Origin of the sequence: Anatilimnocola floriformis (assembly GCF_024256385.1) — a bacterium.
Lineage (GTDB): Bacteria > Planctomycetota > Planctomycetia > Pirellulales > Pirellulaceae > Anatilimnocola > Anatilimnocola floriformis.
This window is the reverse complement of the sequence record NZ_JAMLFW010000001.1, coordinates 5,665,844-5,679,301: the sequence shown is the minus strand read 5'-3', so window position 1 is coordinate 5,679,301 and position 13,458 is coordinate 5,665,844. Positions and strand designations below refer to the sequence as shown.

The 13,458-nt window shown below is 58.1% G+C and carries 13 protein-coding genes; 8 read left to right on the top strand and 5 right to left on the bottom strand.

What is annotated here, in order from left to right:
- Positions 1-43 precede the first annotated feature (43 nt).
- Positions 44-370 carry a DUF3817 domain-containing protein gene (locus M9Q49_RS22545; protein ID WP_254511115.1) on the top strand — a complete coding sequence of 109 codons (327 nt, stop codon included), beginning with the start codon at positions 44-46 and terminating at the stop codon, positions 368-370.
- A gap of 13 nt (positions 371-383) precedes the next feature.
- On the opposite strand, the gene M9Q49_RS22540 is transcribed toward M9Q49_RS22545, so the two are convergent.
- Entirely contained in the window at positions 384-611 is a 228-nt protein-coding gene (locus tag M9Q49_RS22540; RefSeq protein ID WP_254511113.1) for a hypothetical protein, read from the bottom strand.
- A 507-nt stretch (positions 612-1,118) separates the two neighbouring features.
- On the opposite strand from M9Q49_RS22540, the gene M9Q49_RS22535 reads away from it, so the two are divergent.
- Positions 1,119-2,189 carry a DUF1559 domain-containing protein gene (locus M9Q49_RS22535; RefSeq protein ID WP_254511110.1) on the top strand — a complete coding sequence of 357 codons (1,071 nt, stop codon included), beginning with the start codon at positions 1,119-1,121 and terminating at the stop codon, positions 2,187-2,189.
- A gap of 421 nt (positions 2,190-2,610) precedes the next feature.
- On the top strand, positions 2,611-3,684 hold the full coding sequence (locus tag M9Q49_RS22530) for a DUF1559 domain-containing protein (RefSeq protein WP_254511108.1): 1,074 nt from the start codon (positions 2,611-2,613) through the stop codon (positions 3,682-3,684).
- A 141-nt stretch (positions 3,685-3,825) separates the two neighbouring features.
- On the opposite strand, the gene M9Q49_RS22525 is transcribed toward M9Q49_RS22530, so the two are convergent.
- A complete protein-coding gene (locus tag M9Q49_RS22525; RefSeq protein WP_254511105.1) occupies positions 3,826-4,698 on the bottom strand; it encodes a phytanoyl-CoA dioxygenase family protein in 873 nt (290 codons plus the stop codon).
- Positions 4,699-4,825: 127 nt separating this feature from the next.
- Here M9Q49_RS22525 and M9Q49_RS22520 point away from each other — a divergent pair, with 127 nt between their 5' ends.
- From M9Q49_RS22520 to M9Q49_RS22500, 5 genes are all read left to right on the top strand, one after another.
- Positions 4,826-5,707, top strand: a complete 882-nt coding sequence (locus tag M9Q49_RS22520) for an alpha/beta hydrolase (protein ID WP_254511103.1) — start codon at positions 4,826-4,828, stop codon at positions 5,705-5,707.
- A gap of 139 nt (positions 5,708-5,846) precedes the next feature.
- On the top strand, positions 5,847-6,851 hold the full coding sequence (locus M9Q49_RS22515; protein WP_254511101.1) for a TIGR00266 family protein: 1,005 nt from the start codon (positions 5,847-5,849) through the stop codon (positions 6,849-6,851).
- A gap of 292 nt (positions 6,852-7,143) precedes the next feature.
- Positions 7,144-7,323, top strand: a complete 180-nt coding sequence (locus tag M9Q49_RS22510; protein WP_254511100.1) for a hypothetical protein — start codon at positions 7,144-7,146, stop codon at positions 7,321-7,323.
- A 108-nt stretch (positions 7,324-7,431) separates the two neighbouring features.
- Positions 7,432-8,403 (top strand): 4-(cytidine 5'-diphospho)-2-C-methyl-D-erythritol kinase, encoded by a 972-nt coding sequence (ispE, locus tag M9Q49_RS22505; protein ID WP_254511099.1) that lies wholly within the window; start codon positions 7,432-7,434, stop codon positions 8,401-8,403.
- A gap of 168 nt (positions 8,404-8,571) precedes the next feature.
- On the top strand, positions 8,572-9,219 hold the full coding sequence (locus M9Q49_RS22500) for a SpoVG family protein (RefSeq protein WP_254511097.1): 648 nt from the start codon (positions 8,572-8,574) through the stop codon (positions 9,217-9,219).
- 32 nt (positions 9,220-9,251) lie between these two features.
- Here the strand turns inward: M9Q49_RS22500 and M9Q49_RS22495 are convergent, their stop codons facing one another.
- The 3 genes from M9Q49_RS22495 to M9Q49_RS22485 all read right to left on the bottom strand — a co-directional run bounded on the left by M9Q49_RS22495 (position 9,252) and on the right by M9Q49_RS22485 (position 13,417).
- Positions 9,252-9,695, bottom strand: coding sequence for a peptidylprolyl isomerase (locus tag M9Q49_RS22495; protein ID WP_254511095.1), 444 nt, complete (start codon positions 9,693-9,695; stop codon positions 9,252-9,254).
- Positions 9,696-9,869: 174 nt separating this feature from the next.
- The gene (locus M9Q49_RS22490; protein ID WP_254511093.1) at positions 9,870-11,846 is read right to left on the bottom strand and encodes an alpha/beta hydrolase family protein; all 1,977 of its coding nucleotides are present in this window, start codon (positions 11,844-11,846) and stop codon (positions 9,870-9,872) included.
- 200 nt (positions 11,847-12,046) lie between these two features.
- Positions 12,047-13,417 (bottom strand): amidase, encoded by a 1,371-nt coding sequence (locus M9Q49_RS22485; RefSeq protein ID WP_254511091.1) that lies wholly within the window; start codon positions 13,415-13,417, stop codon positions 12,047-12,049.
- Between the last annotated feature and the right edge of the window lie 41 nt (positions 13,418-13,458).

Here is a 13,458-nt window from a genome sequence, read left to right as displayed (position 1 = left end):
AATCTTTCGTGGCTGCTATTTGCTCGCTCGCTTCGAAACTGAGATGAAGATGTTGAATACGCCGCTTCGACGGTTGCGCATGATCGGTCTGGCCGAAGGAACTTCGTTCCTCGTGCTGCTACTAATTGCAATGCCGCTGAAGTACTTCGGTGGTATTCCCGAGGCGGTGAAAATCACCGGCTGGATTCATGGTGGGCTGTTCGTGCTGTTTTTGCTCAGCGTCGCCGAAGTGACGATTCGCCGGCCCTGGTGGTCGCCGCTGTTTTGGGGTGCGGCACTTGCGGCGGCGTTCATTCCGCTGGGGCCGATTGTGTTCGATCGCTGGTTGCATCGCGTCGAAGCCGCAGATCTCGCGCAGGGCAGAGGTTAGGCCCAGGCAGAAGCTAAGCCCAGTCCAAGCCCGTGCGCTTGTGCAGGCGATGTTCGTAGTTGCCTAGCAATCCGCCGATGCAATCCCAGCGGTCGGTGCGGCGGACCTCGATATCACCCTGCTGATTGATCCGCACGATCGTGTCATCGGCGATGCCGGCCGAGCCGAGGTCGGCTACGTGCAGTTCATCTTCCTTGATGATTTCTTTGAGCACCTTGCCGGTCATTTCGATGAATTTCATGGGTGCTCCGAAACCTGAGCGGGGCCTGTAGCAGTCGGGAGAGCGAAGACCGCGGCATCTTAGCAAAGCGACTTCAGCGGGACCATCAGGGACGAGCGGTCGCCCCCGTCAGGGCTGCCGGATATGACGGCGACTCCTCGGCGTTTTGAACTCTATTTGGTGACTAGCTCGATCGGGCGGGTAACCATCGGCGGCGCAAACGGTCCGCGGCGGCGATTCGTTTGCCAGCGAAGGAATGGATTTGCGTCCTTGGTGAGGTTTTGCTCGGGATACTCGGCGAATGTGAATTATCAAGGAAATTACGGCGTTTATTTGATTCGCACTCTTAATTTTATTCACGACATTCTTTCGAATTCGACAGAAATCACAACATGAACTATTTTTCTAATTGTGTGACATTTTGTCGCCGAATCGTGACTATTTTAGAAACCAGACCAACTCACGCGGTGTTGAGTATTGGATAGGAACTCATTCTTTTTCGTTTTTACGGTTACAGAGGAGAGAGGCATGAAGAGACAGGGGTTGAGGTACGGTTTTACACTCGTTGAGCTACTGGTGGTCATCGCGATCATCGGCGTGCTCGTCGCGCTGCTGCTTCCAGCAGTGCAAGCGGCTCGTGAAGCCGCCCGCCGCATGCAGTGCGGCAATAACGTCAAGCAGTTGTGCTTGGGTCTGCAGAACTATCACGACACGTTCTTGTACCTGCCGTATGGCGCGCGGGTGCGTACGAGCGGTGGTTCTACGAACTGGGGTACATCGTGGATGACTGCCACGTTGCCGTTTTGCGAACAGGGGCCCATGTTTGACAAGATGGTTGCCTCGGACATTTCGGGGGCCGCCAATGATTACGGCACGTCGACAAGCCCGGTATTGACGCCAGCGAACAATGCCAAGATCAAGTACATGCTCTGCCCCTCGAGCCCGTTGCCGGAAATGGAGACGCTCGGCACAAACTCGATCCTGATTCCATCGTACACGGGCATCGCCGGTGGCTGCTCGGACGCCGGTGGCAGTCCAGTTGTGGCTGCCAACGTGGTGAGTGAGACTCGCGTCAATGTGACGTCGGCTCCCACGTCTTCGGCCACCCTGAGTGGCTTCGGTGGCAACGGTATGTTGCAGCTCAATGATTCGGTGACGTTCGCCGCTTGCACCGATGGAACTGCCAACACGATCATTGTGGGCGAATGCTCCGACTGGTTCTACGATTGGACCGGGAGCACTACCTCGCCGACTCGCCAGAATCCTTCGCTTGGCAAAGGCCTAGGCTGGATGGGTGGCGCGACCATCACTAACCAAGCTGTCGCCAGTGGTACGAGCTTCGCGGCTTCGAGCGTGGGCAACCTTCAAACGGTGGCTTACCCGGTTGGTGTCAACAATCGCAACGCGAACACCTACACTTGGGGCTCGGGTGGTATCGGCGCTCGTGGTCCGAATAACCCGCTGCTGGCCGCTCACCCGGCTGGTGCGATGGTCGGCTTCTTGGATGGACACGTGCTGCTGCTCACCAAGCAGACTGCCACGTACATCCTGAAGCGGCTCGCGATTCGTGACGACGGCGGCGTGATTCCGGATTTTTAATGAACCCGGTCCAACTAGTCGGTTAGTGGCTGCGTAAAGGCAGTTAGCACAGATTGGCCCCGCGATCCGCGGATCGCGGGGCCCTTTGAAGCAAGTTCAGAAATTTCAGCGTTTCGACAATAATTAGTGCTCGATTTCCATCTTTCTCGTGTAACATTGGTGGCCTGAATGCCATTCATTGGCAGGTTGGCCCCGCATTCCAGCCGGTTTGTTAAGGAGCTTCGTACGACGTTCCTCCCCACCCCTGATTTTTCATAGTTGCCGCCCGGCGACGCCCGATTCCCAGCAGAAACTGGAAAAGCCGTGAAAATTTCCCTGCCAAGGGTTTTTCGTTGACTTTTCTTTGCATCTGTGCGAACTTTAGGACCATGTAGGGTGCGTTTGCGCCCACGTTCTTATTTTTCGTTATAGGGAATGGGTTATGAAAAGACATCTCGGTAAGGGTTTTACCCTCGTCGAGCTGCTGGTGGTCATCGCGATCATCGGCGTGCTCGTCGCACTGCTGCTTCCAGCAGTGCAAGCGGCTCGCGAAGCCGCCCGCCGCATGCAATGCGGCAATAACGTCAAGCAGTTGTGCTTGGGTCTGCAGAACTACCACGACACGTTCTTGTACCTGCCGTATGGTGCGCGGGTGCGTACGAGCGGTGGTTCTACGAACTGGGGTTCGTCGTGGTTGACTGCCACGTTGTCGTTCTGCGAACAACGACCGATGTTTGACAAGATGGTTGCCTCGGACATTGCGGGTGCCGCCAATGATTACGGCACGTCGACAAGCCCGGTATTGACGCAAGCGAATAATGCCAAGATCAAGTACATGCTCTGCCCATCGAGTCCATTGCCGGAAATGGAAACGCTCGGCACGAGCTCGATCCTGATTCCTTCGTATGCGGGCATCGCGGGTGGCTGCTCGGACCTCGGTGGCAGTCCAGTTGTGGCTGCCAACGTGGTGACTGAGGCTCGCGTCAACACGACGTCGGCTCCCACGTCTTCGGCCACCACGACTGGCTTTGGTGGCAATGGTATGTTGCAGCTCAATGATGCGGTGACGTTTGCGGCATGCACCGATGGAACTGCCAACACGATCATTGTGGGCGAATGCTCCGACTGGTTCTACGATTGGACCGGGACCACGACCTCGCCGACTCGCCAGAATCCTTCACTTGGCAAAGGTTTAGGTTGGATGGGTGGTGCGACCATCACTAACCTAGCTACTAGCGGTGGTACGAGCTTCGCGGCTTCGAGCGTGGGCAACCTTCAAACGGTGGCTCACCCGGTTGGCGTCAACAATCGCAACACGAACGCCACCGCCTATGCCTGGGGTACGATGGGCGTGGGCCCTCGTGGTCCGAACAACCCGCTGCTGGCCGCTCACCCGGCTGGTGCGATGGTCGGCTTCTTGGATGGCCACGTGCTGCTGCTCACCAAGCAAACTGCCACGTACATCCTGAAGCGGCTCGCGATTCGTGACGACGGCGGCGTGATTCCGGATTTTTAATGAACCCGGTCCACCTAGTCCTTCGGCTGCGAAAACGCAGTTAATAATCTGGCCCCGCGATCTTCGGATCGCGGGGCCTTTTTTTCTTGAGGTCGGCGGCTTTTCGAGAGGGCGAGGCACCTCGCCCTCTCCCGGCAATCGTTACCGTTGATACAGCAACGGAAAGAACTGCCCGTCGAGCGTCTGCCCCGGCGGAACCACGGGCACGCCAGATAGCAGTGGTTGATCGCTCTGACTGCTTACGCCGTCGCGCACCACGTTGATGACTGTCGCTCGCCGCGGCCGATCGCACTTGTTCTCGAAGCTGCCGTGAACCAGCTGCGGGTGATGAAACGAGGCTTCTCCGGCTTTCAATTCGATCGCCACCGGATGCTGAAACTGTTCCCACTGCTCAGGCGACAGCACTTCGCGAATCGCATGCATGTCTCCCGCTAGGCCGGTGATCGGCAGCAGCGGCCAGAGGTGGCTCTTGGGAACGTAATGCAGGCAGCCGTTGTCCTTCCGGCTGTCATCGAGACCGATCCAGCACGTGAGATGCGCCATCGGCTGTGTCCGCGTCCAGTACGAATAGTCCTGATGCCAGGCTACGACGCCGCCGTGCTTCGCCGGTTTGCAAAAGAGCTGGTCGTGCCAGAAGCGAACGGCCCCCTCGAGCAACTGACTCGCTGGGACCGTGAACGCCGGATGCCACAGAATATCGTGAAAGCCTGGCCGCAATCGCCAGGCGCCGAGCGCGTGAAACAGCACGGTGTCGGGGCTGGCCGATTCGTTGGTGTGATACTCGTACCACAGGTCGCGGCCGTCGTGCTGCGAATCGAAGAACTGAGTAAGTTCGCCGCGCAGTTTTTCGATTTGCTCGTCGGTCAGAATCCGAATGCCGGCGAGATAACCTTGCTCGCGGAAGAACGTGACTTGTTCGTCGGTCAAGCGATAGCGATCCCATTCGCCGGCCGACTTGGGAAGGGTAAATAGGTCGCCGGCCAGTTCGTGAATTTGAGAGTAGTCGGTTGGCATGGTGTTATCTAAGTTTCGAGGAGAGGGAGTAACTTGCTCTCGCGAGACTAAAAGCTTCGCCGATTGAGCCTCCCCGCGCCAAGGGCTACGATAGCCTCGCCCACATTATCTCTCCTGGAGCTCAACTATGTCGCTTGTTCGCGTGGTTACTTGTTTTGCCTTGCTCGTTTGCTTTTCATCGTTCGCCCATGCCGAGCCGAAGACGGAATTGCTTTGGCCCAACGGCGCTCCCGACGCTAAGGGGACCGACGAAAAAGACAAACCGAAGCTCATCATCTGGTCGCCCGAAAAAGAGAAGAACTGCGGCGTGGCAATCGTCGTTTGTCCCGGCGGCGGCTACGGTGGCTTGGCCATGGATCACGAAGGAAAACAAATCGGCGAATGGCTGAATAGCCACGGCATTACTGCCCTGATTTGCGATTACCGCCATCGCGGCAAGGGCTATGGCCATCCCGCTCCGTTGCAAGATGCGCAGCGGGCGATTCGCACCGCGCGCAGCAAAGCGACAGAGCTCGGTTATGAACCGAACAAAGTCGGTATCCTCGGCTTTTCGGCCGGCGGCCATCTTTGCTCGACGGCAGTGACGCATTTCGATGCCGGCGATGAAAAAGCCGAAGATCCAATCGCTCGGCTGAGCTGCCGGCCCGACTTCGGCGTGCTGTGCTACGCGGTGATTGCCTTCGATCAGCCGTACACGCATCGCGGCTCGCAGAACAACCTGCTCGGCAATGCCCCGGCCCCCGAACTCGTGGCCAGCTTGTCGAACGAGAAGCAAGTCACCAAGGAAACGCCGCCGTGCTTCCTCTGGCACACCTACGAAGACACCGGCGTGCCTCCGGAAAACAGCATTGTCTTCTACCAGGCCATGCTGAAGAACAAAGTTCCCGGCGAACTGCACGTGTATGAAAAAGGCCGCCACGGCGTGGGGCTTGGCAAGAACATTCCTGGCACTGGCGACTGGTCGGAGGCCTGCCTGCGCTGGCTGAAGGGGCGTGAGATTGTGAAGTAATGTCGGCTAGTGTAGTCGCCACGCTCCGCGTGGCGCGCCCCACGCGGAGCGTGAGGACTGCACAGCGCTGAAATCCAAGATTCGTCCGGCAGCGGCGAATTGTCGTTGATCATTCCGTTTCATCCCCGAGCGCGCCATCATGTCGACCATTTCCTGCACCACCTGCGGCAAGCAATATCCCTACTCGGCCGAGATCGCCGGCAAGCAAGTTCGCTGTCGGGCTTGCGGCAACGTGTTCGCGGTTCCTGCGGCCACGCCCGATGGCTTGGATGTGGTCGACGCTTACCCGGTGGCCGGTGGTTTTGGTGGTGCGGCCGGGCCGAACGTGAATCGCGGTGGCCGTCGCGCGGATGAGATCGACTACGAGATTTACGGCAGCGAGATGCAGTTCTGCGAGATCACGCTCGACCCGGGCGAGATGGTGATCGCCGAAGCCGGCGGCATGATGTATATGTCGAACGGCATCGAGATGGAGACCGTCTTCGGCGATCCCAGCCAGCAGAATCAAGGCTTTTGGGGCAAAATGATGTCGGCCGGCAAACGTCTCATGACCGGCGAGTCGCTGTTCATGACGACGTTCACTGCCACGACGAATCACCGCGAGCAGGTGGCCTTCGCGGCGCCGTATCCCGGCAAGATCATTCCGCTGCACCTCGATCGCTTGGGCGGTGAATTGATCTGCCAAAAGGATTCGTTCCTCTGCGGCGCGCGGGGCATTCAGATCAGCATCGCCTTTCAAAAGAAGGTGATGGTCGGCCTCTTCGGCGGTGAAGGTTTCATCATGCAAAAGTTGCAGGGGGACGGCATCGCCATGGTGCACGCCGGCGGCACGTTGTATGAAAAGGATCTCGCGCCGGGCGAAACGATCAAGGTCGACACTGGCTGCATCGTCGCTCTCATGCCGAGCGTGAACTACGACATCGGTTTTGTCGGCGGAATCAAGAACACGTTCTTCGGCGGCGAAGGCTTGTTCCTCGCCACGCTCACCGGCCCCGGCAAAGTGTGGCTGCAATCGCTGCCGTTCTCACGGCTCGCAGGTCGTGTGCTTGCCCACGCCGGCAGCAAGGGAAATAAGGATGAAGGAAGCATGCTGAACCACCTCGGCGGTTTGGGAAACATGGTGATGGGCGGCGGTGGAGATTAAATCCTGGTGAACTGTGACGCCGAATCCTTTTGCCGCCCCTGCTTCAACTGACGATCTGCGGACGCCGGTTGTTGAAGGTCCCACCAACCAACTCATCGTTAGGATCATGGGTCTGGGAATTCCGATTTTCTTGATGCTGGACCTGGGTCACCAGTGGTGGACGGGAACTGTGCTCTCAAGATCCCCTTGGATAAATTGGGGACTTCATGGTTGCTTGTTTTGGATTTCGGTAGCCGGTGTAATTGCATTTTTCGAACGAACTCGCATCTATGCAGATTCTGTTGATTCGTTGATGTTCTTTCGCCGGCACGTTCGCTTTCACGAAGTGGCGTACGTAGCAAAAGTGACCGACAAGCCGCCGATGATCCACTTCATCAAGCACGATGGCAAAGAAGTAATCATCCAAGGTGGCACGCAGCCTCTGCTACAAGCCTTTAAGGAAATCGCCGCTCGTTTCCCTCTGCCGACTTAGACCACTTCCGTTGGTTGACCCTCGTTGCTGCTTCGCTACAATCGTGGCACCTCATCGATCTGCACCTGGTTTTGCTTCGCTAGTTTTCTTTCGAAGGCAACAGCAGGGATGTATTCACTTCGCACTCAACTCGGCGGCGCCGGGCGACAAACCGGGGAGCGGCTGACGCTCCACCCGCCCGCGAAAGTGAACCTCACGCTCGAAATCCTGGCCCGTCGGCCCGATGGATTTCATGAGCTCGAAACGCTGATGCTCGCGGTCTCGGTTTGTGACACGCTGATCTGCGAACCGACCGACGATTCTAAATTGCATGTTCGTTGCCAATGGGCGGCTGGCTTGCTCGCGCAAAGCATCGAGATCTGGCAGCCGTTGCCAGCAACGAATGACAATCTGGTTTGGAAAGCGCTCGAGCGCTTGCGAATCGCAGCCGGCGTGACTCGCGGCGTGCGGGTCGATGTCATTAAACGCATTCCCGCCCAAGCTGGTCTCGGCGGCGCATCGGCCGATGCTGCTGCGGCGTTGCTCGCGGCGAATGCAGTCTGGCAGTTGCACTGGCCCATTGAACGACTCGCCGAGGTCGCTGCGCAGCTCGGCAGCGATGTGCCATTTTTTCTTACTGGTGGCGCAGCCGTTTGTCGTGGTCGCGGCGAACAGATTGAAGTCGTGCGCGCACCACGCTGTTCGCTAGTGATTGTGCGGCCGCCGACCGGCTTGAGCACGCCAGCCGTTTTCAAACGCTGTCAACCCTCGTCACCTCGGCAGGCAGCGAGCGACATGCTGCGCGACTTCGCTCGTGGCGATTCCGCCGCCGCGGCGCGAGCGTTGCACAATGGTTTGCAGCAGCCTGCCGAGCAGCTATCGCCCTGGATCAGCAAGTTGCGGCGAGCCTTCGAAACGACTGGTTGCCTCGGCCATCAGATGAGTGGCAGCGGCTCGAGCTACTTCGGCCTCTGCTGGCATGTGGGGCAGGCCAAACGAATTGCTCGCCGCTTACGTAGTATGAATTTGGGCGCGGTGATGGTCGCAGAAACAGTAAGCACCACGTTGCAAGCAGCCGCAAAAGCCAGTCAGCAAGTTTGAGATACAAACCAGAAACGGGCAGCACTTGCCCTGAAGTGATACATTGAAAAGATAAGAATACGATTGAATGCAACGTCGCCGTTGTTCGACTCGCGAAGTGGCCAAGTTCGCGGTTGACCGAAGGAGCGGGATGCTTGCATGTGCGTGCCACGGGAAGGGAATGCGGCAATGCAGATTACCGAAGTGCGAATCAAACTCATGGAGGACTCGGACGATCGCCTGCAGGGCTTTTGTTCCATCACCTTCGACGACAGCTTTGTCGTGCGCGATCTGAAAATCATCGAAGGGAGCAGCGGCCCCTTCGTCGCCATGCCCAGCCGCAAGCTCACCAGCCATTGCCCGCAATGTGGCTGCAAGAATCACCTCAAGGCCGGCTACTGCAACCAATGCGGCAGCCGCCTGAAAGACGACCGCACCGTCCGCGATCAAGAAGGACGGGCAAAGCTCTATGCCGACATCGCGCACCCGATCAATTCAGCTTGCCGCGAAATGATTCAGAGTCGCGTGATCGCCGATTTTCGCGTCGAGCAAGATCGGGCCAAACAGCCTGGCTATGTCTCGAAGTACGACGATGATTACGACGACGACATCGATGCCGCGGATATCGTGCAGCCGGAAGTGAGACAACAACCAATCCTGCCGCCGCACACGCAGATTCAACCCGCTGAAAACGAAATCCGCGCGCCGCACATGCTGCCGCAGCCCTCGCCACCGCAAGGGCCACAAACTCCGCACTCAGGTCTCGCCAAAGAACAGCGTGAGAACACCAACAAGCCGAAGAAGCCCGGCTTTGGTGATGGAATTTTTGAAGAGTAGTGTCGTCCTCACGCTCCGCGTGGGGAACCTGCTTACTTCTTGGCTTCGACTTCAGCGACTGACACATTCTTCATCACGTCGCCTTGAGCGATCTTGTTAACCACATCCTGGCCTTCGATCACTTTGCCAAACACACTATGCTTGCCGTCGAGCCATGGCGTGGCGACGTGCGTGATAAAGAACTGCGAGCCGTTGGTGTTCGGGCCGGCGTTGGCCATCGAGAGAATGCCCGGGCCGGTGTGCTTCAGATCCTTGTGAAACTCATCCTTGAACTTGTAGCCGGCGTCGCCCGTGCCGGTTCCCTTGGGGCAGCCGGTCTGGATCATGAAGTCCGGAATGACGCGGTGAAACTTCAGGCCGTTGTAAAAACCCTTGCCGGCCAGCGTTTCAAAATTCTCAACCGTCTTCGGCGTCTTGTCGCCAAACAGTTCGAGCTTGATGGTTCCCTTATTGGTTTCGATCGTCGCAACTTTCATGGCCCAGGCCTTTGTATGGAAGAGGGTGAATTTGTAATTACCTATTAGGAACGTATCCCGCATCCGGGACAAGGGGCGTTGACTGGGGAGGCGGGAAAGGGATGCGAGGTGCGGGAAAAACGAGACTTTCTTACTCGCATCCCGCGCCTCGCATCCCTCATCCCTCTTTCCCCCTCACTCCACTTTCAGATGCTGTTTCAAAAACAGCACTTCCACTGCCCGCAGATAATCGGCGTTGTCTTTTTTCGCAAAGCCGTGGCCTTCGTTGTCGGCGTAGACGGTCCAGACCGATTTGCCTTTGCCGCGAACTTTTTCGGCGATCTGCTGGGCTTCGCTGAACGGCACGCGCGGGTCGTTCTTGCCGTGAGCGACAAGCAATGCGGATTGAATTTTTTCGGCGTGATTGGCCGGGCTGATCTTTTCGAAGACGGCCTTCATGGTGGGATCGCGCTCATCGCCGTATTCGGCGCGGCGGAGATCCTGGCGATAGGGGGCTGTGTTTTGCAGGAACGTGTTGAAGTTGGCGATGCCCACGTTGTCGATGCCGGCGCGCAGGCGATCGCCGTAGTGGACGAGCGACGCGAGCACCATGTAACCACCGTACGATCCGCCGGTCACGGCAACACGATCGGCGTCGAGCTCGGGCTGATCTTTGATCCAATCGAGCAGCGCGCCGATGTCGCGCACGCTATCTTCGCGTTTCTCGGCGTTGTCGAGCTTGAGATAAGTCTTGCCATAGCCAGTGCTGCCGCGGACGTTCGGCAGAATCACGGCGACGCCCATTTCGTTCAGATAAAACTGCGTGCCGCCGGTGAAGAACGGCTGCGATTGTCCCTCGGGCCCGCCGTGAATGTTAATCACCACGGCGGCCTTCTTGTCAGCCGACGCGTTGCGCGGTTTGTAATACCAGGCCGGAATCTGCCGGTCGTCGAACGACGGAAAGCGAATCGCCGTCGGCTTGACGAATGTCGCCGGATTGAGCCCGCCCACTTCGCTCACCGTCCAGCGCGTGAGTTTCTTCGTCTCCAGTTCGTACGAATACGCATCCGACGGCGCGTCGGGCCGCGAGATCGTCATACCGAGCGACTTGCCATCGGGCGAGAATTCGAGAAAGTTGACGATGCCGAGCGGCAGTTCCAGCTCGCGCTTTTCATAGACGATTTTGACAGAGTTGCCATCGATGGTCGGTTTCCCCACCAACTGAAAGACACGACTCGCACCATCGGCATTCACGGCGAACACGATCTCGCCGGTCGTGTAATCAATTTCAATATCGGTTACATCCCACTCGATGTCTTGCGACAGCCATTCGTACTTGCCGCTCTCGATGTCGAGGCGAGCGAGTTGGCAAAATTCACCTTGCGTGTCGATCGCTAGAAAAATGCTGCGTCCATCCGGCGCAAAAGCGAGCGGACCAAAAGCGCCGATCTCCTTGCCGACCGGCATCGGCAGATTGATTTTCCTCTTGTTCGCAATGTCGAACAGCGCCAGGTAAGACTCATTCGCCGAGCGATAGCGCTCCAGCAGCAAAAATTTTCCATCGGGTGACCATTTCTGCGGAGTCCAGGTGTCATCCTCCACCTGCAGCAACATCTCCAAACCACCCGCACGGCAATCGGCGATATACAGATCCATATCGCGGCCGTTCCGCATGTTGTTGCTGATGATGATCTTGGTTCCGTCGGGGTGAATCGCGCCAGGGTTGTTGCGACTCTTGCCGTCGGTTAGCAGCTTCGTTTCGTAGCGATGGCGGTCGAGCAGATAGAGCTGCGTGTTCTCGTTGCCGCCGGTGCTCATCGTGAGCAGAATGCCTTCATCGGTCGCCTTGGGAATGAACCTGCCGTAGACCGGCTCATCGAAAAACGTGATCTGCTCGCGACGCCCTTCGGGCTGATAAACGCGATGCAACTGCACCGAATTGCCGAAGCGGGTGCGAATCAGAATTCCCTTGCCGGCTGGATCCCACCCCGTGAATGCAGCCGCGCGGAGACTTTGATATTGCTGCAACCGCTTGGCGAGCGCCGGCGGCACTGCGGGAACTTCCTCGGTGGAAATCGCGGCAGGGCGAAGCGGATCGGGGATATCGGCGGCGATCGACGAAAGCGATGTGCCGAAAAGAGCCGCCGTGAAAATGCAGATGATTGAGCGCATAGGGGGCCTCCGTTTGCCTGCCTTAGCCCCCAGCTTTAGCTGGGGGATCGAGTTCTAAAATGGATCGGCTTTAGCCATGAAATCACGTTGATCGTGGAATGGCTAAAGCCGGTTGCTCTTTTCGTCTATCACCACCAGCTAAAGCTGGTGGCTAACAAATCAATTTCCAAACCGATCGTTTTTGCCGGGCCGCAAACTGGCTACGTCTCCAACATCGCTGGCCGTGCATATTGATGCAAAATCCGTTCGCACATGCCGGCCATCGCGAAAACTTGCGGCGAAGTGAACGCGATGAACTGCAAGCCACAGGGCAAGCCGTTTTCGGCGAGGCCGCAGGGAATCGTGATTGTCGGCAAGCCGAGGTAACTCCACGGCGAGTTAAATTCCGGGCCGCCCGTTGATGAAGTGTCCGGCGCGGGTGTGGTGGTCGAGGGCATCACCAGGCAACCGAGCAGGTCGCCCTGCACGTGCAATAATTGCGCGAGCTCGTTGCGGACGTTTTCCTGCATGCGGAGCGCTTCGGCGTAGTCGACGGCCGATGTCGCCAGGCCTTCGCGCATCAGTGAGCTAATCCGCGGGCCGAATTTATCGGGTTGCGCGGCGAACTGCTGGCGGTGATGTTCGGCTGCTTCGACGGCCATAATGGTGCGATGCCAGGCAACGACTTTTTCGAACGCGCGCGGCAAGCCGAGGGGACGAACTTCGAACGAAGATTTCAAACGATCGAGCGCAGCCGAAGTGACTTTGCGAACTTGCTCATCGGCGGCATTCAGCAGCGGCCCTTCGACGACGAACAGTGTGCGATAGACGCTGTAGCACTCAAGCCAATACTCGAGATCGTGTTCGGCCCACGGCCGCGTGACCGTCGCTTCGACGCCGCCACTCGCGCGGGCGGCGAGCTGCTGATAGATCAAATAGAGATCGGAAACTCGTCGCGCGATCGGGCCGACGTGATCGAGATGGAAGGCGAGGGGCTCGATTTGCTCGAGGCTCACTTCGCCGAAGGGGGGTTTGAAACCCGACACGCCGCAAAACGACGCCGGCCGAATGATTGAACCGCCGGTTTGCGTGCCGAGGGCACCGAAGCACATTTCGAGCGAGGTCGCGGCTGCACTGCCGCTGCTACTGCCGCCGGGAGTGTGAGCGAGGTTCCAAGGATTTTTAGTGATCGGCGGATCAAACGAAGCGAACTCCGTCGTGACTGTTTTGCCGAGAAAAATCGCGCCGGCTTCGCGGAGGGCGGCGACGGCGGGAGCATCTTTGAGCGCGGGCTGCGAACCTCGCAAGGGCGAGCCACATTTCGTCGGCCAACCGGCGACATCGATAATGTCTTTGATGGCCAGCGGAATGCCGAAGAGGGGGCTGGTCGGTTCATCGCCCCGCGCCAGCAAACGGCCGAGGCGTTCGGCTTCTTTCAGCGCGCCGGCCCGGTCGACCGAGACCCAGGCTTGCACAGCCGATTCGTGGCGATCGATATTGGCCAGGCAGAGCTCGACCAGATCGAGCGGTCGAATCTCCCCTTCGCGAATCAGTTCCGCCGCCCGAGCAATCGTAGGTAGTTCCCGCGTCATGCCGCTAAACTAACGCTTGTTACGTTCGTGCGATAGAGACA

Excerpts from the sequence above, each read along its gene's own strand:
- M9Q49_RS22485 (WP_254511091.1), bottom strand. The coding sequence starts at position 13,417 with ATGACGCGGGAACTACCTACGATTGCTCGGGCGGCGGAACTGATTCGC.
- ispE (WP_254511099.1), top strand. The coding sequence starts at position 7,432 with ATGTATTCACTTCGCACTCAACTCGGCGGCGCCGGGCGACAAACCGGG.
- M9Q49_RS22500 (WP_254511097.1), top strand. The coding sequence starts at position 8,572 with ATGCAGATTACCGAAGTGCGAATCAAACTCATGGAGGACTCGGACGAT.
- M9Q49_RS22510 (WP_254511100.1), top strand. The coding sequence starts at position 7,144 with ATGTTCTTTCGCCGGCACGTTCGCTTTCACGAAGTGGCGTACGTAGCA.
- M9Q49_RS22530 (WP_254511108.1), top strand. The coding sequence starts at position 2,611 with ATGAAAAGACATCTCGGTAAGGGTTTTACCCTCGTCGAGCTGCTGGTG.
- M9Q49_RS22535 (WP_254511110.1), top strand. The coding sequence starts at position 1,119 with ATGAAGAGACAGGGGTTGAGGTACGGTTTTACACTCGTTGAGCTACTG.
- M9Q49_RS22525 (WP_254511105.1), bottom strand. The coding sequence starts at position 4,698 with ATGCCAACCGACTACTCTCAAATTCACGAACTGGCCGGCGACCTATTT.
- M9Q49_RS22490 (WP_254511093.1), bottom strand. The coding sequence starts at position 11,846 with ATGCGCTCAATCATCTGCATTTTCACGGCGGCTCTTTTCGGCACATCG.
- M9Q49_RS22545 (WP_254511115.1), top strand. The coding sequence starts at position 44 with ATGAAGATGTTGAATACGCCGCTTCGACGGTTGCGCATGATCGGTCTG.
- M9Q49_RS22515 (WP_254511101.1), top strand. The coding sequence starts at position 5,847 with ATGTCGACCATTTCCTGCACCACCTGCGGCAAGCAATATCCCTACTCG.
- M9Q49_RS22495 (WP_254511095.1), bottom strand. The coding sequence starts at position 9,695 with ATGAAAGTTGCGACGATCGAAACCAATAAGGGAACCATCAAGCTCGAA.
- M9Q49_RS22520 (WP_254511103.1), top strand. The coding sequence starts at position 4,826 with ATGTCGCTTGTTCGCGTGGTTACTTGTTTTGCCTTGCTCGTTTGCTTT.
- M9Q49_RS22540 (WP_254511113.1), bottom strand. The coding sequence starts at position 611 with ATGAAATTCATCGAAATGACCGGCAAGGTGCTCAAAGAAATCATCAAG.